At 41.4% G+C, this 23,679-nt stretch carries 18 protein-coding genes; 1 reads left to right on the top strand and 17 read right to left on the bottom strand.

Features of this window, described 5'->3' with window-relative positions:
- Positions 1–35 precede the first annotated feature (35 nt).
- From HOP08_10095 to HOP08_10075, 5 genes are all read right to left on the bottom strand, one after another.
- A complete protein-coding gene (locus HOP08_10095; protein ID NOT75269.1) occupies positions 36–905 on the bottom strand; it encodes an NAD kinase in 870 nt (289 codons plus the stop codon).
- Between the two features lie 45 nt (positions 906–950).
- Complete coding sequence (locus HOP08_10090) at positions 951–2,333, bottom strand: pseudouridine synthase (GenBank protein ID NOT75268.1); 1,383 nt, start codon at positions 2,331–2,333, stop codon at positions 951–953.
- A gap of 43 nt (positions 2,334–2,376) precedes the next feature.
- A complete protein-coding gene (scpB, locus tag HOP08_10085; protein NOT75267.1) occupies positions 2,377–2,946 on the bottom strand; it encodes an SMC-Scp complex subunit ScpB in 570 nt (189 codons plus the stop codon).
- Between the two features lie 34 nt (positions 2,947–2,980).
- Positions 2,981–3,394, bottom strand: a complete 414-nt coding sequence (locus HOP08_10080; protein ID NOT75266.1) for a TraR/DksA family transcriptional regulator — start codon at positions 3,392–3,394, stop codon at positions 2,981–2,983.
- A gap of 431 nt (positions 3,395–3,825) precedes the next feature.
- Positions 3,826–6,372 (bottom strand): hypothetical protein, encoded by a 2,547-nt coding sequence (locus HOP08_10075; GenBank protein ID NOT75265.1) that lies wholly within the window; start codon positions 6,370–6,372, stop codon positions 3,826–3,828.
- A gap of 83 nt (positions 6,373–6,455) precedes the next feature.
- Here HOP08_10075 and HOP08_10070 point away from each other — a divergent pair, with 83 nt between their 5' ends.
- Positions 6,456–7,448 (top strand): aspartate-semialdehyde dehydrogenase, encoded by a 993-nt coding sequence (locus HOP08_10070; GenBank protein NOT75264.1) that lies wholly within the window; start codon positions 6,456–6,458, stop codon positions 7,446–7,448.
- Between the two features lie 63 nt (positions 7,449–7,511).
- Here HOP08_10070 and HOP08_10065 read toward each other — a convergent pair whose 3' ends face one another.
- The 12 genes from HOP08_10065 to HOP08_10010 all read right to left on the bottom strand — a co-directional run bounded on the left by HOP08_10065 (position 7,512) and on the right by HOP08_10010 (position 23,633).
- Positions 7,512–9,698, bottom strand: coding sequence for a S9 family peptidase (locus HOP08_10065; GenBank protein ID NOT75263.1), 2,187 nt, complete (start codon positions 9,696–9,698; stop codon positions 7,512–7,514).
- A 34-nt stretch (positions 9,699–9,732) separates the two neighbouring features.
- Positions 9,733–11,790, bottom strand: coding sequence for a S9 family peptidase (locus HOP08_10060; GenBank protein NOT75262.1), 2,058 nt, complete (start codon positions 11,788–11,790; stop codon positions 9,733–9,735).
- Positions 11,791–11,870: 80 nt separating this feature from the next.
- A complete protein-coding gene (locus tag HOP08_10055; protein ID NOT75261.1) occupies positions 11,871–13,316 on the bottom strand; it encodes an amidohydrolase in 1,446 nt (481 codons plus the stop codon).
- 91 nt (positions 13,317–13,407) lie between these two features.
- Positions 13,408–14,568 (bottom strand): hypothetical protein, encoded by a 1,161-nt coding sequence (locus tag HOP08_10050; GenBank protein ID NOT75260.1) that lies wholly within the window; start codon positions 14,566–14,568, stop codon positions 13,408–13,410.
- A complete protein-coding gene (locus HOP08_10045; GenBank protein NOT75259.1) occupies positions 14,565–15,527 on the bottom strand; it encodes a DUF2157 domain-containing protein in 963 nt (320 codons plus the stop codon). Before HOP08_10045 ends, HOP08_10050 begins: the two co-directional genes overlap by 4 nt.
- Before the next feature lie 35 nt (positions 15,528–15,562).
- A complete protein-coding gene (locus tag HOP08_10040) occupies positions 15,563–16,441 on the bottom strand; it encodes a hypothetical protein (GenBank protein NOT75258.1) in 879 nt (292 codons plus the stop codon).
- A 6-nt stretch (positions 16,442–16,447) separates the two neighbouring features.
- Positions 16,448–17,758 carry an amino acid permease gene (locus HOP08_10035; protein ID NOT75257.1) on the bottom strand — a complete coding sequence of 437 codons (1,311 nt, stop codon included), beginning with the start codon at positions 17,756–17,758 and terminating at the stop codon, positions 16,448–16,450.
- Positions 17,759–17,798: 40 nt separating this feature from the next.
- Positions 17,799–19,100, bottom strand: coding sequence for an amidohydrolase (locus HOP08_10030; protein NOT75256.1), 1,302 nt, complete (start codon positions 19,098–19,100; stop codon positions 17,799–17,801).
- Positions 19,101–19,106: 6 nt separating this feature from the next.
- On the bottom strand, positions 19,107–20,405 hold the full coding sequence (locus HOP08_10025; protein NOT75255.1) for an amidohydrolase: 1,299 nt from the start codon (positions 20,403–20,405) through the stop codon (positions 19,107–19,109).
- A complete protein-coding gene (locus HOP08_10020; protein NOT75254.1) occupies positions 20,402–21,376 on the bottom strand; it encodes an ornithine cyclodeaminase family protein in 975 nt (324 codons plus the stop codon). The genes HOP08_10025 and HOP08_10020 overlap by 4 nt, the downstream gene beginning before the upstream one ends.
- Positions 21,373–22,326, bottom strand: coding sequence for a threonine/serine dehydratase (locus HOP08_10015; GenBank protein ID NOT75253.1), 954 nt, complete (start codon positions 22,324–22,326; stop codon positions 21,373–21,375). Before HOP08_10015 ends, HOP08_10020 begins: the two co-directional genes overlap by 4 nt.
- 2 nt (positions 22,327–22,328) lie before the next feature.
- Positions 22,329–23,633, bottom strand: coding sequence for an amidohydrolase (locus HOP08_10010; GenBank protein ID NOT75252.1), 1,305 nt, complete (start codon positions 23,631–23,633; stop codon positions 22,329–22,331).
- Positions 23,634–23,679: the final 46 nt, after the last annotated feature.

Genomic DNA, 23,679 nt, shown 5'->3' with positions numbered 1-23,679 from the left:
AACGGCCTTTGGTAATCACCAAAACGACTGTTCGGCTAGTTTCTAATGTCTAAACCCCAGTTGAGTTTTTGACGGAGGGTCTTAAAATAATGCTGACCTGGAAGTTGAATGATGTGTGCTTTGAATCTCTCCTTCTTTATTTTAAGCTTCACTTTCTCATCCACAGTTTCGAATCGTGAATCAAGAGATACCAAAAATTTCTTGCTGCGTCCTTCGATTTTAAACGTCAACTCCGATTGATCTGACACCACAATTGGGCGCGCGGTAAGGTTATGAGGACTAACAGGTGTAACAACAAAGCTTTCTGATTCAGGGAATACCAGCGGACCTCCACAACTAAGCGAGTAGCCAGTAGAACCTGTAGGTGTTGAAACTACCACACCATCCGCCCAATATGAATTCAATAGTTCGCCATCAACAGAAACATGAACCGTGATCATGGAAGATGTATCTTTCTTCATGATGGTAAAATCATTCAATGCAAAATTGAGACCTGTAAATAATTTTGGATCTGATACAAGTGAAAGCATCACACGTTCATCCACAGAATATCTTTTACTGAATAGATTATCGAGTGCGACTTCTATTCCGTCACGATGAAGTGTAGCGAGAAATCCAAGTCTTCCTGTATTAACACCCAGTATTGGTATTTCGCTTTTACCAATGTAGGTGACGGATTCCAGTAATGTTCCATCGCCGCCTATTGAAAGAAAAAAATCCAGATTCTTAAGATTGTCGCCGTGTTCAAAAACTTTCAGTTTAAAATCCTGATGCGATCTGAACTGTTTGTAAAATTTTGATGAAACAAAGATGTCGGCTTTGTAACGACTCAAGCGGGTAAGAATCTGCTCAATGAAGAGAGGCGACTTTTGCTGAAAATCTTTTCCGTGTATTCCAACGCGCATACCTTGATCAGATTTTGATTTACAAAAACAACGAGATGTGAAGCGTTATTGAAAATGCTTTAGCCGGATCACTTCATCCTGGCGAAGGAATCTCCAATGGCCACGCGGCAAATCTTTTTTATCGAGCGTAGCATAAACAGAACGATCCAGTTTTACTACCTCATAACCCAGTGCTTCAAAAATTCTTCTGACGATACGATTCCAGCCGATATGAATTTCAAGTCCAACCGTTTTACCATCGTCTGAAACCATGGCAAGATCATCCACCATTGCTTTTCCTTCTTCTAGACGAACACCTTCAAGGATTTTTTGAAAATCATTTTTGGTGAGGGCTCTGTCAAGCTCAGCCTTATAGATCTTCTTTATGTTATGCTTTGGGTGGGAAAGTTTTTCCGTAAGGTCGCCGTCATTGGTCAGAAGCAAAAGTCCTGATGTATTCCGATCTAATCTTCCTACCGGATATACGCGTTCTTTACAAGCTCCTTCAATCAAATTCATGACCGTGTTGCGATCTTGTGGATCATCAGTAGTTGTAATGAATCCTTTGGGCTTGTTCAATAAAATATAAACTGGTTTTTCAGCTTTTAATCTTTTACCATCATGACGAACATCGTCGGTGCGTTTTACTTTATAGCCTAATTCAGTAACAGATTTTCCGTTTACTGTAATCAGTCCCATTGTAATGAGATCATCCGCTTCACGACGGGAACAAATACCACTGTTGGAAATGAATTTATTTAATCTGATCAGATCTTCTGTTTGCTCAGAAGCATATTCAGGGGATCTTTCTTCAAAAGATTTTCCTTTAGGTCCATTGAAAGGTTTCTTGCCTGCAGGTTTTGAATCCTTTTCATCAAAACTTCTTTTTGATCGGACTGAATCCGGTGAATCTGTACGTGGTCGTTTTGCCTTAAAAGGTGCTGAATCTTCGCGGGAGAATGATTTTGGCTTCCTTTCTGAAAAATCCTTTGATCCCTTATCTGCATCAAAAGATCGGGGTGTTGATGGTCCTTTATCCTTATAATCTCTTTTCTGAAGATCAGGATTTCTTGAAAATGATTTTGGTTTTCTTTCTGAAAAATCTTTGGAGTCTTTACCGCTTTCCTTGTCTTTAAAATTCCTTTTCTGAGCTCCTGATCCGCGTGAATACGATGGCTTTCTTTCCGCTGAATCTTTTGAATCTCTTTCTCCTCCGAATGATCTTGGAGCGCTGTCACCTTTATCTTTGAAGTCTCTCTTTTGAAATGGTTTGCCTCCTCCGAATGATTTCTTGAAGGGCGGTTTGCGGTCCGATGAGCTGCTGCTTTTTTTGAAAGAAGAGTCACCACCACGCGAAGCTTCCTTATCCCGCTGAGATTTTTTTTTGAATTTTTCTGACCTGTTGGCGGTAGGGCCAGAGGTTGTACGGAATCGACTTTTTTGCGCCATGATTATTACAAGTTAGGCACAATCTGCCTTGATAGGAAATATTCTACTGCTGAGATTCAGAGGTGTCACCGATGGTGTTAACCTCCTGAGAAAAATCTTTAGGGGTTGGCAACTCATTCAATTCGCTGATACCGAAGTATTCCATGAATTTTGGACTGGTACCATAGATCAGTGGACGACCAACTCCATCACCTTTGCCCTGAATTTCAATGAGTCCTTTTTCAAGTAATTTTTGAACAGCGTAATCGCAGTTTACACCACGAATAGTTTCTACTTCTGTTTTAGATACAGGCTGTTTGTAAGCAATGATGGAAAGTGTTTCCATTGCTGAGGTAGACAATCTTTTTTTAGACTGTTGCTTGAGCATGATGCCGATGCTCGCCTGGTAAGCTGGTTTCGTCAGGAACTGATAACCGCCACCGGCTTTATTCAATTGAAATGAAAAGTCTTCGTGTTCGAATTTATCTGTGACGCGTTGAATGGCTCCGATGATATCTTCTTCAGGAACATCTGCATTGAACATTTCTGAAAGACACGATTTTAGTTCAGCCAGTTTTATAGGAGATGGCGAACAAAAAATAAGCGCCTCAATATGATTCTGCAGGAAGTCCAAAGTTCGATTTTTTACGGATAGTTAATTGCACATATTAATCGTGCTGCATCATTTTAGCTTCAATGGATTGTGTTGTGTGTGGCACTGCAATCAATCTCTCTTTAGGGATCAATTTGCCAGTCACAGTACAAATGCCATATGTTCTGTTCTTGATACGCACCAAAGCATTTTCAAGATTGGTGATGTATTTTAATTGACGAGCTGCCAGCTGGCTAAGATTTTCCTTCTCTGCAGTTTCTGCTCCGTCTTCAAGCACCTTTGTATTTCCTCCGGAAGTACTGTCAGTGCCCGCATCATTATTACGATTCAATGTCTCCTTCAGAATGCGAAACTCCTCTTTGGATTTCTCCAGTTTTCCCTTGATGAGGTCTTCGAATTCTCTCAGCTCATCATCACTATAACGAGTCTTGTCATCCTGAACTGCTGGCTTTGATTGCTTATGTGCAATCGGGCGTTGTGTCAATGCAGGGAAGTTGATCAATTCATGCTGTGGCTTGGGTGTTGGCACAACAATCTTCGTCTCCACTCTCTTCACTGGCGTTGCTTTCTCAACTTTCTTAGGGGCTGATTCTTTCTTCATTAATTCTTTCGGTGCCTCTTTCTTTGCAACAACTTTCTTTGTTGGTTTTGCAACCGCTTTCTTCACTACGGCCTTCACCTTTACCGGCTTCTTAGCCTTAGGAGATGCTTTCGCCTTCTTAGCTTTAATTGTTGATTTTTTTGCTGATTTCGCCATAATACTCAGTCCTCCAGCTATATGGGTTTAAAAAAGATGCGCAAAAATACACGGCTGAGGGTGAAACAAAAAATCTCACTGAATTAATTCCCCGCCTCTCAAATTTCGCAGTCGGTATGATTTACTATAAAGTATATACCCGGTCATCGGGCTGAGACAACTACTCTTTTCCTAAAGGTTTGCACCACTCCATCGGAGTTGAAAATTTCAAACCACACCATGTAATATCCCATCCTTACTTTCACTCCATCATCGCGATCACCATCCCATCGTAAGAATCCTTCCGTACCCAACGTCTCATTATTGGCAATGGTTTTTAAAAGATGTCCCTGTGGGTCAAAGATCCGGACATTAGCAACAGGACCTTGCTTAAAATGATATTCGATCTGAACAAAATCATTTGTGCCGCTTCCCGGCGAAAATATTTCCGGATTAATCGTAACGGCTCCCTCCTCAGCTTCCTCTCTCTTGCGGAGTTGTGAATTAATAAATCCAGGTGTTGCAAATCCTTCTGAAGCACTTGCTGATGTCCAGCTGTTACGATCATTGGACGACGCACTGTAAGAAATTCTCTCCAGAGAAACTCCCTCATCACTTTTTATAAATACTGAGTGCCAATCTTTTGAATAGGATACTCGATCTGTTTCTATTCCACTTTCATTTATCAAAACCACGGATCCTGCATCATCGGAAAAGCCTGGCATTGGTGTTTTATAAAGATTTTTACTCGCGCTGTTAACATATTGCAACTTTACTATAGAGGGATCGGAAGTAAAGACGGCAAACTCATTCGGTGAAAGCAATACATCATTCACAAACAGTGTGATGGTGTTTGGTTCACCATTAATGTCATTGGTGAGTTTCCATCCCTTTAGATTCACAAATTTTTTGGAAACATTTACTGCCTCTACAAAATCAACTCCACCTGTGCGTGGATTGAATAAAATTTCATTGACCAGCACATCCAGATTTTCTGTGTTTTCGGGTAAACCAAAAGAAACTTCAGATGGGTCAGCCGGATTACCATTACAATCTCTGATGTTTTTTAATTCAAGTGTATAAACTTGCTTTTCAATCAGTCCTTGTGATAGATCTATTCTGATTTTTTTCTGGCTCGTGTCGGTGAATGAGGATTGCCCGATTGTTACCGAAGGGGTAAGAGAAAAATTCTCGGCGAAGAGCGAACTCTTATCCAACTTCTCATTGAAAGTGATCAGTATCTGATTGAAAGTTTCCGGAAAGGCCGTTATTAAAAAAGGTGCTGAAAGGTCCGGTTTATTGGCAAAAACAGCATTTTTACTGCCAGGAGTGCCTCCACTTTTATCTTCAGACGCTGTCCAGTTTTCTTCTTCACCGCATGGATTTTCTGAATCAATAAGCTCAAGTGTCCACCCTCCCTGTTGCTTATCTGTATCATGATACCATTCAAGATTGTATGCTACAGAATCAATGGTAATGTCATCTGCATTTCTCAGCGTGAGAACATCGGCATCATTGTTAAGAGTTGGAAAATTTACCAGTCCGATAGTAGGTCCATAACGTGAAAAAAGATTGACAGAAGATGATGATGTCACAATCCAATACTCTCCCGGAAGAATGATCTGTGAAGGAAAAATTCCTGTTGAGCTGCCGTCCGACAACTTCCATCCAGATACATTAAAAGGATTACTGGTTCGATTAAAAATTTCTATGAACTCCACATTGGGTAAACCAATCTGAGGTGATGTGTCCGGAAAAAGTTCTGTAAAAATAATATCCTTCCGATGAATTGATACCGGATTGAAAAAAAGACAATTCACTTTCGTTGATGCAATGGTGTTTCCAGCAAGATCTTTAACATTTGATACCTGAATGGAATAATTCACACCGTTGGTCATCGCCATTGCATACATTAAACTTATTGTTCTGCTGTCAGCAGAAAGCAAGGTTGAAACCGGAACTTCATTATTTCTTAAAAAGTTAGCGGGCTGTATTGATGATATTGATTCAACTGGTTCTGAAAACAGAAGATCAATTTGATTTGCATGAATCGCTGTTGTGGATTGAATTGCCGGAGGAGTTGTATCAGGTACGGGCATGCCATTCACGATAAAGTCATCAAACCAGAATTTATCAGAGCGGGTAGAAGTATAAAAACAATTCACTCCAAAATAGGAAGAGTTGGTGAAGTTGTTATCTGTGATCAATCCCTCTGATGTGTATGATCCTGTCGGTCCAACATCCGAAAACAATTGCCATTCACCCGTCTCATTTCTCGTCACCTTGATCTTTATCCTGACAGTAGGAAGATTAATGCGATCATCCAACCCGTCAATGATTTCAGTTTCAGTAGAGCCGTTCTGTCGATAAAGACTTACTTCACGCGAAGTGTTGCCTGCTTTTATAAAGTATCCTTTCAAAGGATGATTGAGATCGGGATTATCCGAAATGAGATAGATCCTTGCATAATTTGTACTGCTGGGGATAAAGTCCATTTGAAGATAAAACTCCCATGATCCACCATGAATTGCCTGACTTGGAAGTGATAAAAATGCTGTTTCTGCTATCACCGGGGCCTGTAATTTCAATTTTCCCGAGTTGATGACAAACTTGGATCCATCACCAGTCCAGGAGGGACTGAACATAAAATCTCCATCGGTAAAACTATCTGAGAACTGTGCTTTGCTATATCCCGTTATAAGGATGAGCATTATTAACAGAATGATTTTTGGCGGCTTCATGTAACCAAAATACCATTTGTAGTACTTTTGCGGTTCTAAAAATTGAAACAGTCATGAAAACAGTTGTAGTGGGCGCGACCGGATTGGTTGGCCAGGAGATTTTGAAAGTTATGGAAGAACGCAACTTCCAATTTGATGAGTTGTATTTGGTAGCGTCGCCTAAGAGTGTTGGTAAGGAAATAGAATTTAAGAAGAAGAAGTATACAATCATTGGAATGCAAGAAGCTGTTGATCTGGCGGCTGATGTTGCTATTTTCTCAGCCGGCGGAAGTACTTCACTGGAGTGGGCGCCCAAGTTTGCTGACAGGGGTACGATCGTAATCGATAACTCCTCAGCATGGAGAATGGATCCTTCAAAAAAACTGGTGGTGCCTGAGATTAATGGACATGTGATAAAGATCGATGATCGCATCATTGCAAATCCAAATTGCTCAACCATTCAAATGGTAATGGCCTTGGCTCCGCTACATGTTAAATACAAACTGAAAAGAATTGTTGTTTCCACGTATCAATCTGTAACAGGCACAGGTAAGAATGCTGTTGAACAGTTAATGAATGAACGCAAGGGAATTACAGGAGGAAAAGTATATCCACATCCTATCGACATGAACGTGTTGCCTCACATCGATGTATTTCAGGATAATGGTTATACAAAAGAAGAGTTGAAAATGGTAAATGAAACCCGCAAGATTTTGGGTGACACTTCCATTGGTGTTACTGCCACTACTGTACGTGTGCCTGCAGTGGGTGGACACTCAGAGGCAGTGAATGCCGAGTTCCATAAAGAATTTGATCTTGCTGAAGTTCGCGCTATTCTTGAAAACACACCCGGTGTTATTGTATCTGATGATGTGAAGAACAACATATATCCTATGCCAATCCATTCACATGGAAAAGACGAAGTGTTTGTTGGCAGACTTCGTCGTGATGAATCTCAACCTAAAACATTGAATATGTGGGTCGTTGCTGATAATCTTAGAAAAGGCGCTGCGACCAATGCCGTTCAGATTGCTGAGTTTATGCTGGAGAAGAATCTGGTTTATTAATCTCAATATCTCTAAAATAAAAAAGCCCACGATTATAAGTCGTGGGCTTTTTTTGAATCATGTCTACTTCATTGTTGCTGCCGCTGGCTCAGGATGCTTCACATATCTTTCAAAAAATTCTATCACTCTCAACATGTGATCCATCATTCTTCCGGGATTACCACTTCGTGTGAGTTCGTGGCCTTCTTTCGGATAACGGATGTATTCAACTTGTTTTCCCAAAATTTTGAGACTTTTATATAGCATCTCTCCCTGAATCGTTCCCGTGCGCAAATCCTGATCACCATGTATTATTAAAAGAGGTGTGTTAATGTTTTTTACATAACTATAAGGTGATTCTGAATCAAGGATCTTCTTTGTTTCTGGTTCCCACGGATAACCTCCGAAGTCATTTGGTACAAGGCTCCAGGCATTTCCCTCACCCATAAAAGTTGTTAAATCATAAACGCCGCGCTGAGCATTAGCCGCCTTGAAACGATTATCATGACTGATAAGCCAGGCAACCATATAGCCTGCATAACTCCCGCCTTCTACAAAGAGTTGATCTTTATCAATCCATAAATTTTTTACCATCGCATCATCCAACGATCCTAGGATGTCGCCAGCAGGACCCGCTCCCCAGTTTTTGAAATTCGCTTTCTTGAATTTGTCTCCATAACCTCCACTTCCGCGAGGATTGCAATAGACCAAACCATAACCCCAGCTGGTTTCCAGTTGAAATTCATGCCACATAGAAAATATTCCTGGTCCCCACATTGCTGTAGGTCCACCATGAATGTTAGTAATCGTTGGATACTTTGTTCCGTCTTTCTTTCCAATGGGATCCATAACCCAGTACTGAACTTTCGTTCCATCAGGTCTCGTAATCCAATTTTCCTTTGGAACACTTACCTGCTTATCCTTTATCCAACCTTCATTCAGTTTTGTAAGCTGGCGAGTTGCTTTGTCCTTCAAATTAAAAAGATAGACTTCCCAGGGGTTTTTTGTTTCTGTCAACGCATACACGATCTTATCCCCATTCAAATCAAAATCGTTTACACCACTCTGACCTGATATAACTTTCGTAATTGTTCCTCCTTTTGCAGGAACACTAAAAACAGGAATCACACCTTCTGTCTGAGAAGTAAAATAGATTGTCTTGCCATCCGCTGACCACGCTGGATTGCTTACATCACGATCCAATGATGCTGTGATCAATTGAGGTGCGCCTCCATTAACTCCGATCACAGCCATTTGATTCTGCGTTGCATGGCGGTCAACAATAGAAGTTGCTGAAAATAAAATCTGCGTTCCATCAGGAGAATAAACAGGATTTGAAATGCTGTAATCTTTCCACGTCAAAAATTCCTTCGCTGTTTTTGAATTCACATCGATGATCCACAGATCACTGTCGCGCTCGCGGTCAGGATGAATTTTATAAACACGGGAAGTACAGATAATACTTTTACCATCCGGTGACCACTCCGCATTCTGAAAATCCTGATAACCCGTTGTTAATTGAGTTGCTTTTTCATCGTGAGCAATCGTCTTCACAAATAAATGTGCAAAGTCTTCATCTGGTGAAAGATTCAGCTCTCCTTGAAAATTCTGCCTGGTTAAAACACGGGGATTACTTTCACTGGCATTTTTTGAAAGCCATGCACGAACTTCTTCAAGATTTCCGTCAGGCGTTGTTGTCGTCCTTTTTCTTTCATCCGCTTTCATTCCTTTAAAGTTGGGTTCGTCTCCAGGTTTTCGTCCCGGACGCTCGTAAGAGTAAGGAGTTGGAATTCCACCTTCAATTGAATAGATGGGAATAGAAGATGAGTATAAAATTCTTTTTCCGTCGGGAGACCATTTTGGATTGGATGCACCATGTTCTGATTTCGTCACAACATGAGCTTCACCGCCGCTGAGGGGCAAGATCCAAACCTGCGATTTATCTCCATCAGTTCTGACGAAAGCGATTTGTGTTCCATCAGGAGACCATTGCGGAGAACCATCCATTTTATCTCCAAAAGTCAATTGTATAGGTTCCTTTGTTCCTGCAAGATCAATGAGCGAAAGATGTCTTGTGTAATAATACTCATTATCATTCTTCACAGCTTTTCGTGCGATGACCATTACAGCTTTCGTTCCATCAGGAGATATCTGTATCTGCTGGGTTGTTGCGATCTTCATCAGGTCTCCTGCGACAATTGCTTTTTTGCTTTGTGCGAAAGTGACCGTCGTTATAAAGACAAGGATCAGAATTTTAAAGTATGCTTTCATTTTTTGAATCAATTAAATTTTCTTTTCTAATTCTTTATTTTTCATTTCCAGTAGGCAACTCTACATTCTCTCCCCACACATATTTATTAAACCATTGCCAGTTGTGCCATGTTGCTGCTAATCTTTCTTTTGGTTTTGAGATTCCATGACCAAACCCTTTATAAACAATTAATTCTGCTTTGACATCCTTATCGCGAAGTCCCTGAAGCAGTTGATATGCGTTGGAGATCGGTACTCTTCTATCAAATTCACCATGTTGAATTAATGTTGGTGTCTTCGCCTGATTGATGTAAAACATAGGAGAGGTCTTATTGTAGATCGCCTGATCGCTCCAGGGTGTTGCTTTCAAATACTGACGTGTGAAAGGATGAATGTCAGTACTCACATAATAAGTCATCCAATCTGAAATTCCCGCACCCACAGAAATTCCTTTGAACACATTGCTGGTCGTTGTTAAGAAAGCAGAGATATACCCGCCTTGACTCCAACCCATACAACCCATTTTATTTTTATCGATCATGCCCTTCTTATCAAGATAATCAACACCTGAAAGAATGTCCCACGAATCACCTACTCCAAGATTTTTAACATTCAACGATCTGAACTTCTCACCATACCCCGCTGATCCGCGATAGTTAGGACGCAATACCAAACATCCTTTTTCAAGCCATTGAACAATTGGATAAACGTAAGATGGAACCGGTGTGGGTGTGTCGATGCCTGTGGGTCCACCATGGATCACGACCAGCAGTGGATATTTCTTTGAAGGATCATAATTTTTAGGTTTATGAAGAACTCCTTCAATGGTTGCACCATCCTTGCTTTTCCAACTGATCACTTCACTGGTACCCAGCTTCCATGAACTAAGCTGTGAAGTCATTTCAGTGATCTTCTTTGGTGCAGGAGAAGCAAACGGTGAAACATAAACTTCATTCAGTTCGTCGCCATTGCGTCCGGTGAAAGCAAATTTATCTGCAAGCTTTGCAAAGCTAAGTCCATAGATCTGGTCCGGTGTATTCATAAAAACTGAAACTATACCGGTTCCTGGATCAAGCTTATAGATTGGTCTTTTTGTTTTATTAAAGACTGTGAAATAAATGCCTGACGATTTCCAGTTAAAGCCTCCACCAAGATCTTCATCAAAATCTATAGCCACTTGCCGTGAAGTTTTATCTGCCAGCTTTACAATAAATACTTTAGAGTTGGTGTAAAAGTTTGAAGTCGAGTCCGACAGATTCGTAGTGTAAATCAATTCTTTGGAGTCGGGTGACCATTCTTCCACTCCGTCTGAACTGAGGTTGGAAATCAGTTTTGTGGTTTTTCTTGAAGCAATGTCTATCGTTGAAATGTCTGACTTTGAAAATGAATTGATCAGTGGATCCGGTTGATGGTTGAAGGCAATGGTTTTGCCATCAGGAGAAATTAAAAAAGAGCTGACTGTAAATTTTCCTTCTGTTAGCCGCTTTGCTTTAGGAAACTGAATGCATCCTGATTTTACTTTCAATGAATCAACAGTTTGATAACAGGGTAGCTCTGATGGATCACGGGGATCTGTGTTGAAGTCCACCTGCCATAAATGTGAAAGAGTGAATTCTTTGTCATCCGTTTCAAATCCGCCATAGCGTTTTTCAATTTCCTTTTTATTCTTGTCTTCTTTTTCCTGCTTGGAAAAAATAAATCCGGTGCCGGATGGAAGCCATTCAAATCCTCCAACGGACTCTTCTTCTTTTGTTACAGCGCGCGCTTCACCGCCATCTGCACGCATTACATGAATCTGTGATTTGTTTCCCCGATCTGATAAAAATGCAATCCATTGTCCATCGGGTGAGAAGGAAACATTCGTACTGCTTCCTTTGCTGGTATTCGTTAGTTGAAAAGGTTTCCTTCCATCATTGGAAATCCATATCTCTGTATCAAAGCGATTCTCATTCCAATCTGTTGTTCCTACTGTAAAGGCAATTTGTTTTCCATCGGGTGAAAGAACAGGATTTCCCACACCACGAAGAGATATGATTTGTTCAAAAGTCGGAACCGTTTGAGTATAGCCCTGGAAAAAACAGGCAAGGAAAAAGACTGAAATTATTTTTCTCATAAGGGGTGATTTAGGATTTACAACGCAACAGACATTAAGATAAAATAAAAAAACCCGAACAACGCCGGGTTTTTTTATGATCAGTTCTTTGCTCCTTCTTTCGGTATTGGTGGAGGCCCATCGGGAATGTATGCCTTATAAATTTCACCCGCCACACGCTTATCAAACTCCGCACGAATATCCTTGCGCAATTGTTCGTTTTCATAAAGATCAACCATCGTCATGGCAAGGGATTTTGCCGCCAGCATCATTCCTTTATGTCCGATAGACATTCCACCGCACGCCACTACGGACCAACCATGCCATGCCGTATTTGCCGGAGCTGTTGTTGCTTCAAGAGTTATTTCGGGAACGATCCAACTAATATCTCCAACATCGGTTGACCCTCCGACAGGAGTTTCCTTGGTTTCTTTCAATGGATGAATGGCACCATCGAGTCCTGTTTGCTTCGCGCCTTGTGCTTCCTGAATCTTTTTCGCAAAAGCAGTTTCTTCAGGTGTATAAACGATAGGTCCCAGTATTTCGAGATTTTTTTGCAATGTCTGTGCTCCCTTAAGATTCACCAGAATTTCATAATCACCTGTTTGCACTGTGACTTTAGATTCAACACCGGCGATGATGGCTGCACCTTTTGCAATCTCTTTCACACGTGCAAACACTTCTTCAATACCAGTTCTTTTGGAATCACGTACCCACATCCAAACCTTTGCATACTCCGGAACGACGTTGGGAACATCACCACCTGATACAATCGCATAGTGCATGCGAACACTTGGGCGAACATGTTCACGCAAAAGATTTACACCATGCGTGAATGCTTCCAGACCATCAACAGCACTTTTACCATTCCATGGATCGGCGGCAGCGTGAGCAGCTAGACCTTTAAACTCAACAACAAAGTCAATGATTGCCTGTGAGCTTTGTGTATTAGCATTGTTTTCCGCTGCGGGATGCCAGTCGAGACACACGTCGACATCTTTAAACAAGCCATCGCGTGCCATATAGATTTTTCCTCCCACTGCTTCTTCTGCTGGTGTTCCGAAAAACCGGATAGTTCCTTTTAGTTTTCCCTGCTGCATCAACTCTTTAATTGCAACCGCAGCACCAAGACTCCCCGGTCCAAACATGTTGTGACCACATCCGTGTCCGGGTGCGCCGGGTTCCAAAGCTTCACGGGTTGATTGTGCCTTTTGTGAAATGCCTGGCAAAGCATCGAACTCTCCCATGATGCCGATCACTGGTTTACCCGAACCATATTCAGCTGTGAAAGCTGTTGGCATTCCTGAAACGCCACGCTTCACGGTAAAACCCTGCGCTTCTGCATAGTCTGCAAGTTCTTTAGCAGATTTATATTCCTTGAGTGCTGTCTCTGCATAAGCCCAGATCCTGTCACTCATACCGATCAGTTCCTGCTGATGCTTTTCAACAGATTTAATAACGAAGTCTTTGTTAGGGTTTGACTTGAGTTTTTGAGCAACCGTTATCGTTGTCAGACAGGTTAATACCAGGGCGAGGTATGATTTCATAATATTATTTTCTTCTTAGTGTTTTCAATGAAAGAAATCTGAGAGATCTGAACATCAAATTATCGAAGCAGATATCACAAAAAATTGATTTTTAATAATCTCCGCTGGCTCCCCCACCACCAAAACTTCCACCTCCACCATGAACTTTTGGTGCTGCACCCTGATTTCCTCCCATGGTTTGTGAGACAACAAAGGCCTCAACATTCATTCCCGCCCACTTCTCAGTCAAAAGATTTTCACGCGTGAATCCATCCCGATTTATCTTCAGATAATTAAGAAGGGCAATGGATATCAATAATAAAATAACACCGGCGATCGTGATTGTAATTTCCGGATGACCGAAATTGTAATAATATTTAAATGTAAAAACTGACAACGCGAGCACAATCAAGCTTACGCGAATCAAGACCATATCTTTTTTCTTTATCCCGAAATACAAATACGTGACAGGAATGATAACCGTTAATGCATAAAAAATTATTGCAAAAGGTATGTCCTGACCAGGTTCCAGTTGCAGATCAAGCATGGCGACACTCAATTCGCGAACTACCAGATAGTTTCCTCCCAGATAAATCAGCAACAGACTTGCATGCTCCACTATAAGAAAGTTGGTTCTCCAGAGTTTAAGATCCCGGCGTTTTGAAAGTCTTTTTGAAAGAAAGTAAATCGGGGTAAATCCTAAAATAAAAATGAATGGAATGATCTGCTGAAAGATTCCACCCATATTGTAAAACTCAAAGAACAATACTGCAGCAAGTGATACAACTGCAGCGAGTGTGCAGAGCATATCGATGTATCGAATGGCAGCAAAGGAAATTACAAACAGGCACGACCACATGATAACATGAGGGTTAAAGTCAGTTAAGCCCGCCAATCCAAGAATGATGCAACCCGCCGCATGATATAGCAATGCTTCAGTGACGCCGGACTTATAATGATTGTTTCCTATAAATGCTTTTTCAAGAACAACGAATGACGCTACTCCATAAAATAATCCCGCAATTGACATCACTGTTTCACCAGCATCGGCAAAGATCAAGAAGAAGAATCCGGTGACGCCACTGAGTGCCAGAATAGTGGCAACAAAAAGTATGATCCTGATGGTAAAATTCGGGTGATAGAATGGGACTTTGTAAGTCTCCCGAATTACTGAGAGTTGTTGATTATCGATGAACTGACTTTTATTCCAGCGCTTCGCCTCCTTGATCACAGCCAGGTTATAAACGTTTGTTTCGTTATATGCGCTGCTCATGACTTTTGATTAAAATGCTTTCTGTAGGAGATCAGGAAATAAATGAATCCTCCACAAGAGGCTATTGAATAGAGGAACCAGATTTCAATCGCATCGCGAAAAATTGTTTCTGCCAAAAGGTAAGTCGTGGCGATATAAGCTGCAATGAATGCGTAAAGCATGAACAGGAATGATTTTTCCCACCGTGCGATGTAGTAGGCAAATGCACATCCGGCATAGATCAATATCACATAAAAGAAATAAATCTCACTCGAAAATAATCCCGCTATCGAACCAACAAAAAAGATAAGGGTACAAAAATTCAGATACGTAAACGTAAAGTGCTTCTTGATTCCTTTTTTATCCAGAAGCACAGCAATCCCTCCTACCGTTGAGCCAAAAATGATTGCTGTTGTATAAATGTGAGGACCTGAAAAGAAATTGCCGCTATACCACTTCTGCGGAGATATGCTGATACTCCAGAAAGATGCCAGTGCAGTAATCGCCAAGGATAAAACCCCTAAATGATCGAAGCGATAGGCAATAAAGAAAAAGAATGCTGCCGTAATTAATGTGCTGATCCCAAGGTTTTCATCCAGCCATCCAAATTGAAACTGCAAATAACCTTGCACAGAAATAAACAAAAGACTTCCCAGTAAAACGATATAATCAAAGTAGGGTGTGGGTGCCTTTATCTCTCCATTTGAATAGGGCAGTGCATGACGGAAAACATACCAAAAACATATCACCGTCAACACAGATAAGGTGATTATAGCCAGCAAATGTCCCAGCTCGCCAATATTCTGATAGATAAGAATTCCAACTCCGGCTGTAAAAAGCATCACGCCGAGATACAGCAACGATCTTAATTCATAAAAAACAGAAACGATCTTTCCTGAAACGATAAGATCAATTTTTTTGAACTGTTCTTCTGTGATGAGTCCCTTTTCAAAAAGTTCTTTCGGAGTTTCTCGGGTCATGTCAGGTTGGTGTGCTCAAATTTAACTTTTAATCTTTACCCTTCTCTTAAAATCGGTCGGGTCAGACAGGTCGGGCCGCCACCACCCTTTACACTTATTTCGGACCCATCATACTCTAATACTGTGCATCCCGCTTTTTCAAGTAGCGCCTTGGTTTTAGAATTGCCTTTTACCATCAGGCACTTTCGGGGGCTTATTGCCAATACATTGCATCCCATGCTTTCAAATTCCTCCTCTGGAACTTCAACAAGTTTATACCCTCTTCCCAGCAATTCATTTCTGAAAACAATCGGCATCAGTGGAGAATAAACCACAGCAAGATCTTTATCAATGGGGCTCAGGATAGACATGAGATGAAAAACATCTGATGGTCCTTTATAGTGTGGCAGTGGAACGGTCATCACATTTACTCCAACAGGATTCAATAATTTTCTTAATTGTTCAATGCCGTTTTCATTTGTTCGATAGGTGTGTCCAACAGCAAGAGTTTTTTCATCAATCCACGCAACATCTCCACCTTCAACAGTTCCTGGCGACTGGATGCTTCCCAGAATCTTTATTCCATGTTCCTCAAAGGCTTTTCGTTCTGCTTCCGGTTCATTCTTGCGCGCTGGTTTACCCATGGAACAGATGATCATCCCACTATCGGTTGCTATCGCTGCATCTCTGCAGTAGATAGAATCCATTGAAACGCTTTTTTCTTTTGGAAAATATTGAAGTTCAACTCCTTCATTCAGGAATATTTGTTCAAACCACTGATACTCCTGAATTGCTTTTCCAAGGTCAGGTTTACTGAGAAAATTAAGCCCCTGCCATTCTTTTTCTATTTGCGCATCATCGACAAATGCGTTCTCAACATTCTTGATGAAAACTGTTTTGATCTTTTTAAACTCCGATTGACACGTTACTTTCATTAATAATTAGTCATGGTGTTCTCTCTTCATCCAAACATAAAAAGGAATTCCTGCAAGTATTGCTATGAACCCCCAATAGACTGTCTCTTGTCCTGATCCAAGAATTGCCCACAATGAAAACAGAAATCCCAGCACAGCAATGATGATCTGACTGATGGAATCGCGTTTCCAGAACTTATTCTCAAGAATAATCACACCATATGAAGCTGCTGAAAAAAGATATGGAACTAAAATCGTGACGGTGGTCATCAGCACCATAAAAGTAAAAGTGTCTGTAAGTCCGTTAGTAAAATTCGTCATCATTAAAACAGAGATAAGAAGACTGGAAATAATTATTCCCATAGCTGGAATTCCTTTTCCATTTTCCTTTTTGAAGATCGCAGGAAACAATCTGTCTTTGGCTGCCGCCATTGGCATCTGACCTTGTATTAATATCCAGCCGTTCAATGCTCCAAAGGTTGAAATGATTGCACCTGCAGCAACCCAGTAACGTGCCTGATCTCCCCAAATCAATGCTGCTGCATCTGCAAAAGGTGCGCTTGAATCTTTTAATTCCGTTACCGGGATCATTCCTATAACCGTTACTGATCCTAAAACGTAAATCAAAATTGTTACCCACGTTCCGATCATCGTTGCCCGCGGAATGGTCTTTTCAGGATTCTCAATGTTGCCGGATGGAATTGTGGCACTCTCCAAACCAAGGAAAGCAAAAAGAGTCAATGTTGCTGTTGCTGTGATCGCCGCAAAATCAGATTTACCGCTGATGTTAAACTGACTGAAGTGATCGAAGTTCATGTAAAAAAGTCCAACGATTGAAACCGCAATCAACGGTGTCACTTTTAATATCGTAGTAATGAACTGAACAGCACCCGCTTCTTTAACCCCCCGCGTGTTGATCCATGTTAGAAACCATATCGCACTAAGGCCAGTACCTAATGCGAGAAGAGAATTTGTTTTGAGGACAGGAAAAAAAACCGTGAGATAACTTACGAAAGCGACCGAGATCGCTGCGTTGGTACACCAGATAGAAACCCAATATCCCCACGCCACTAAAAATCCTGCAAAGTCACCAAGGCCAACTCTTGAATATGCATAAGGCCCACCCGTCAATTTGGGAAAGATCTTACTCAGATTACTGTAAAGAATGGCCAAAACAATAGCGCCCGCTGAGGATCCGATCCAGCCCAATAACCCGATAGAACCAAACGCAGCAAGTGACGCCGGAAGTAAAAAAACTCCTGAACCGATCATGTTTCCAACCACCAATGCGGTGCTGGTCCATAAGCCGATCTTTCCGGAGTTTTCTGTGTTACTCATTAAGTAGTTTAAACTTATAACTATCTAACACAGTATCAAATTATTTCTGGGGCATATACATGTAATCTACCGTAAGATTCAGCATAGCTTTCAGGCCGGTAATAAAAGCTCTTTCATCAATAAAGAAATCCGGAGTATGATGTGAAGGAGCTTTTTTTGGATCCTGATCGGGTGACATAGCGCCGACAAAGAAAAAGAATCCAGGAACTTTCCTTTGATAGTAAGCGAAATCCTCTGCGCCCGTTACTGCATGAACGATCGCTACCTGATCTGATCCGGCTGCTCTGACAAGACTTGGAACTGCTTTGATGGTCAATGCTGGATCATTATAGGTGACAGGAGTGAATTTTCTGATTGTCACTTCTGCTGTTGCTCCTGATGCTTCAGCTATCTTGGTTGCCGTCAGTTTCATTTTTTCATGAATTTTTTCCTGCATCTCTACATCAAGCGTGCGAATTGTTCCAGCGAAAAATGCTTCTTCAGGAATGATGTTCTCGCGAATGCCTGCCTGAATTCTTCCAACACTGATCACCGCCGCTTCTTTCGTTAATTCTGTCTGACGACTGATGATCGTTTGAAATCCCATGATGATCTGTGATGAAACAACAATAGGATCAACACTTGCCCATGGAAATGCACCGTGTGACTGAACTCCTTTTACCTTAACAGAATAGGTATCCGCCGCTGCCATTATTCCACCGGAACGATAGGTCAATGTTCCCAATGTCGTGACGGATGAAATATGTAAACCAAAAATGACATCGACTTTAGGATTGTCGAGTACACCTTCTTTCACCATCAGGTCTGCACCACCTTCTTCATCAGCTGGCACTCCTTCTTCTGCAGGTTGAAATATAAATTTGATCGTACCCTTCAGATCATTTCTGTTTTTTGAAAGTATGTCTGCCACAGCCATCAAGATCGCTGTATGCGAATCATGTCCGCATGCATGCATTACACCAGTTTCCTGTCCGTTGTAAATTGTTTTTACTTTGGAAGCAAAAGGTAAGCTGCCTCTTTCTGTTACAGGAAGTCCATCAATATCAGCACGTAAGGCTATAACAGGACCGGGCTTTGCGCCTTTTAAAATTCCAACTGCTCCGTTTTTCGCAACGGGATACTGAACTTCAATTCCCAATGTCTTTAAATAATCTGCGATGTACTTTCCTGTATTGGTTTCGCGATTCGACAATTCAGGAAACTCATGAAAGTGGCGTCGCCATTCGATCATCTTCGATTCAATCGCCTTCGCCTGAGCTTCGAGCTTGCTTTGAAGTTTAGGATTTACCTGCCCGAATACCATAACGGGCAGAATCAAACAAAGAATTAAAATATTTTTCATGTTGAATTATTTTTTGGTTTGAGACATGTAGTCCAGCGTCAATGTTGTCAAAGCTTTTACGCCGGTAACAAAAGCTCTTTCATCAATCATAAAATCTGCTGTATGATGGACTGGGTTTTTTGCAAGCTTCATATCAGCTGGATATGCTCCAAGAAAGAAGAAGAAGCCTGGAATTTTTTGCTGAAAGAAGGAGAAATCTTCTGCCATCGTCACTGGATTTGTGATTTTTATATCATTACTCACTCTCGCCAAGCTGGGAGCCATCTGTGCGGTAAGTTTTGGATCATTGTAGGTCACCGGATACATGATCAGAATATTAACTTCAGCTTTTGCGCCTGATGCTTCTGCAATTTTTGTTGCCGTTAGTTTTATTTTATCATGCACCTTCTTCTGCATGTCTGCGTCGAAAGTTCTGATCGTTCCTTCCATGTTTACTTCCTCTGGAATAATGTTCCTGCGAATGCCTCCATGCACGCTTCCAATCGTAATAACTGCGGGTGCTTTTGTCAATTCTGTCTGGCGGCTCACGATGGTTTGAAGTCCCGTAATGATCTGACCTGATACTACAATCGGATCCACACTGTCCCACGGTGTGGCACCATGCGCTCCAATTCCTGACACCTTAATATTAACACCATCAACTGCTGCCATCAATCCTTCTGCACGATATGCAAGTTGACCCAGCGGAAGTAACGATTGAATGTGCAATCCAAAAATCACATCCACTTTAGGGTTTTCAAGAACTCCTTCTTTGATCATAAGCGCTGCACCACCTTCTTCACCGGCAGGGGCTCCTTCTTCAGCGGGTTGAAAAATAAATTTTACTGAACCCTTCAACTCACTTTTATTCTTTGAAAGAATTTCTGCAACTCCCATTAACATTGCCATGTGGCTATCATGTCCGCACGCATGCATCACACCTGTCTCCATACCTGCGAGCACAGATTTTTCTTTGGAAGCAAAGGGCAATGAGTTTCTTTCATTCACTGGAAGGCCATCAATATCGGCCCGCAAGGCAACAACAGGTCCGGGCTTCCCTCCTCTTAATAAGGCAACGACACCTGTTTTTGCAACAGGGTACTGAACCTCCAATCCTAATGATTTTAAATAATCGGCAACGATCTTACCCGTTTTGAATTCACGATTGGAAAGCTCAGGATGCTCATGAAAATTTCGTCTCCACTCAATGAGCTTGGGTTCCAGGTCTTTTGCCTGCTGATAAATCTTTGCCTGAAGTTTGGGATCCATTTGTCCGAAAGACAAGATTGATACAAGGCTGAAGAAAAGAATGAGAAGGGTTTTCATAAAGTGCTATGACTGAGTTTTGTGTTTTCAAATACGTATTTGGCAATCTGTATATCCTGAATGGCAACGCCCGTAAGATCGGCAATCGTTGTCTGTTCGTCATTGCTTCTTCCTAACTTTTTATTTGCAATGACATCTCCGAGCGAAAGAATAGAAGAAGGATCCACTGATTTATTTCTTACAGCAAACCCTATGTCGCCGTGATCGATGCACTGATCGATGCTGTCAGCCACAATAATATCACACTTTGCGATAAGCGATACGTCTATTTCCTGCTTTCCATCTGCGTCAGCGCCCATTGCTGTGATGTGAGTACCGGGAAGAATATCGTCAGCAAATAATAAAGGCTCTTTGGAAGGAGTCGTCGTCACAATCAGATTACAACGACTTGTCAACTGCGTCATGTCTGTCGTGATTCGTATGACAAAATCTTTTAGGGAAAGATCTTTTTTAAACTTATCAAGCTTCTCTTTACTTCTTCCCCACACAATCACATCGCGGCATTTGGTTACCGAACTAAGAAATTGAAGTTGCAAGCGTGCCTGCATTCCTGTTCCTACAATCCCAATGCTGCTTACATTGGAGGGAGCAAGATATTTGGCCGCAATGGCTCCAGCAACTGCAGTTCTTATATCCGTCAAATATCCTTCATCCAGTAAAACAGAAAGTAAGGTTCCTGTTTTCTGACTAAAGATCAGCATCAATCCATTGCTGGAACTTAATCCCAAAGAAGGATTATCGTAAAAACCAGAAGCAATTTTGATCACATAATAATCATCATTGTGAATATATCCGTATTTGATATGGACATCACCAGGAGGTTTATTGAAAGGAAGGTATCCAACGGGTGGAACTGTTACCTGCTTCCTGGCATACAGGACAAACCCATCTTCAATAATTCTGATCAAATCATCTGCTGAATTGCTCTCTATTATTCTTTTTATTTCAGGAAGCGAAAGGGTCGTCGTCATCCGTTACACATTAATTTTTTAAGAACAGCCTCACTTACGTTTCCTCCACAGATAAGTATTGCTGAATTCTTGTTTTTATAATTGTCTTTCATCTTAATGAGTGATGCTACTGCAACACCCGCAGAGCCTTCAATAATTTGATGATGATGCTTTAGAACGAGCTTCATGGATTCTGCAATTTCATCTTCTGTTACCAGCACATAGGTATCAATGCATCGCTGGCATATCTCAAAAGTGATGGTGCCTTTTTCAATTCCTCCTGCTGTTCCATCTGATAATGTTGGCTTCTCCGCAACTTCAATGATCTCTCCTGCCTTTATACATTCATACATGACGGGAGAATTTTCAGGAAAGCATGCAACGACTTCGATCTTTGGATTCACAGATTTCAGATATGCTGCGATCCCCGCAATCAAACCACCTCCACCCACGGAAATAAAAACCGCATCCATCTTCGGGAGTTGTCGCATCAACTCTACTCCAATAGTACCTTGTCCTGCCACAACATCCACATCATTATACGGTGATACATACACCTGATCTGACGTTTCAGATAGTTTCCTCACATACAACTCCGTCTCTTCGGAATTGTTGCCATGAAATTCAACAGGCACCCCCCGCATCTTTATCGCCTCCACTTTTGATTCTGAGGCACCGTGTGGTAAATAAATTGTACCATCCTTTTTTACAATCGATAGTGCATTGGCAACACCCAAGCCATGATTTCCTGTTGACGCTGTTACAATTTTTGCTTTTGAATCTTTCAGCAAAAGGATCTTGTTCAATGAGCCACGTGCTTTGAATGATCCCGTGATCTGAATGTTCTCAAGCTTAAGATGAACCTCACTACCAGTCATTCTACTCAATACATGCGAGTATTCAAGAGGAGTCTCTCTCAAATAAGGTCTTATCCTTTTTTCTGCGTCTATTATTCTTTCACTCAGTTCCATGGTCAATTTTTCATAAACATATAGTCAACTGTCAGATTAAGCATCGCCCTTACTCCCGTCACAAAAGATTTTTCATCAATCATAAAATCTGCCGTGTGGTGCACCGGTGCTTTCGTTAAGCTCATGTCTGCAGGATAGGCACCAAGGAAAAAGAATAATCCTGGAATTTTCTCCTGGTAAAAAGAAAAGTCTTCCGCCATTGTCACGGGTGCAATGATCTTTGTATTCTGTTCACCAACTGTTCGCACCAGGCTCGATGTCATTTTTGCTGTAAGTTTTGGATCATTGTATGTCAAAGGAGATTCAGGATTAATTAAAACTTCTGCCTTTGCTCCTGAAGCTGCCGCAATGGATGTTGCCAACTGTTTTATTTTTTCATGAATACTTTTCTGCATACTCATGTCAAAAGTCCGGATGGTTCCCTGCATGATCACTTCTTCCGGAATAATATTTCTTCGAATGCCTCCATGAATGCTTCCAACCGTTATAACAGCAGGAGCATTGGTAAGATTGATCTGACGACTTACGATTGTTTGCAATCCAACCAGAATCTGACCTGAAACAACTATCGGATCCACCGCATCCCATGGTGTCGCTCCATGAGCCCCAACTCCGGATACTTTAATATCAAAACCATCCACTGCAGCCATCAATCCTTCTGCGCGATACGCAAGTTGACCGGAAGGCAATAGTGATTGAATGTGCAGACCAAAAATCACATCAACTTTTGGATTATCAAGAACTCCCTCTTTGACCATTAACACCGCGCCAGCATCCTGGTCAATCGGGTATGTTTCTTCCGCTGGTTGAAAAATAAATTTTACGGTTCCTTTTAATTCGTTTTTGTTTTTCGACAGCACTTCGGCAACGCCCATCAATATTGCCATATGACTATCATGACCACACGCGTGCATCACTCCTGTTTCAACACCATTGAGTGTTGCTTTTTCTTTTGATGTGAATGGCAAAGAATTTCTTTCGTTCACCGGCAAGGCATCCATGTCCGCACGCAAGGCAATGACAGGTCCTGGCTTTGAACCTTTCAGAATTGCCACGACACCCGTTCTGGCAACAGGATATTGAACTTCCAATCCTAGTGACTTTAGAAATTCAGCGATGAGTTTTCCGGTTTTAAACTCCTGATTGGAAAGTTCAGGGTGTTCATGAAATTCTCTTCTCCATTGAATAACCTTTGGTTGAATCTCTTTTGCCTGTTGATCGAGCTTTGACAACAACGCACTACCTGGTTGGCCGTATACTGCAATTCCCGCAATCGAAAGAAAGAGACACACGCATAATTTTTTCATATTTGCAGGAGAAGGAATAGTAAGTAAGGTAAAAAATTCGCTGGTT

The organism is Cyclobacteriaceae bacterium, assembly GCA_013141055.1.
Lineage (GTDB): Bacteria > Bacteroidota > Bacteroidia > Cytophagales > Cyclobacteriaceae > ELB16-189.
The sequence above is the reverse complement of the archived record's forward strand: the minus strand, read 5'-3'. Positions and strand labels throughout refer to the sequence as shown.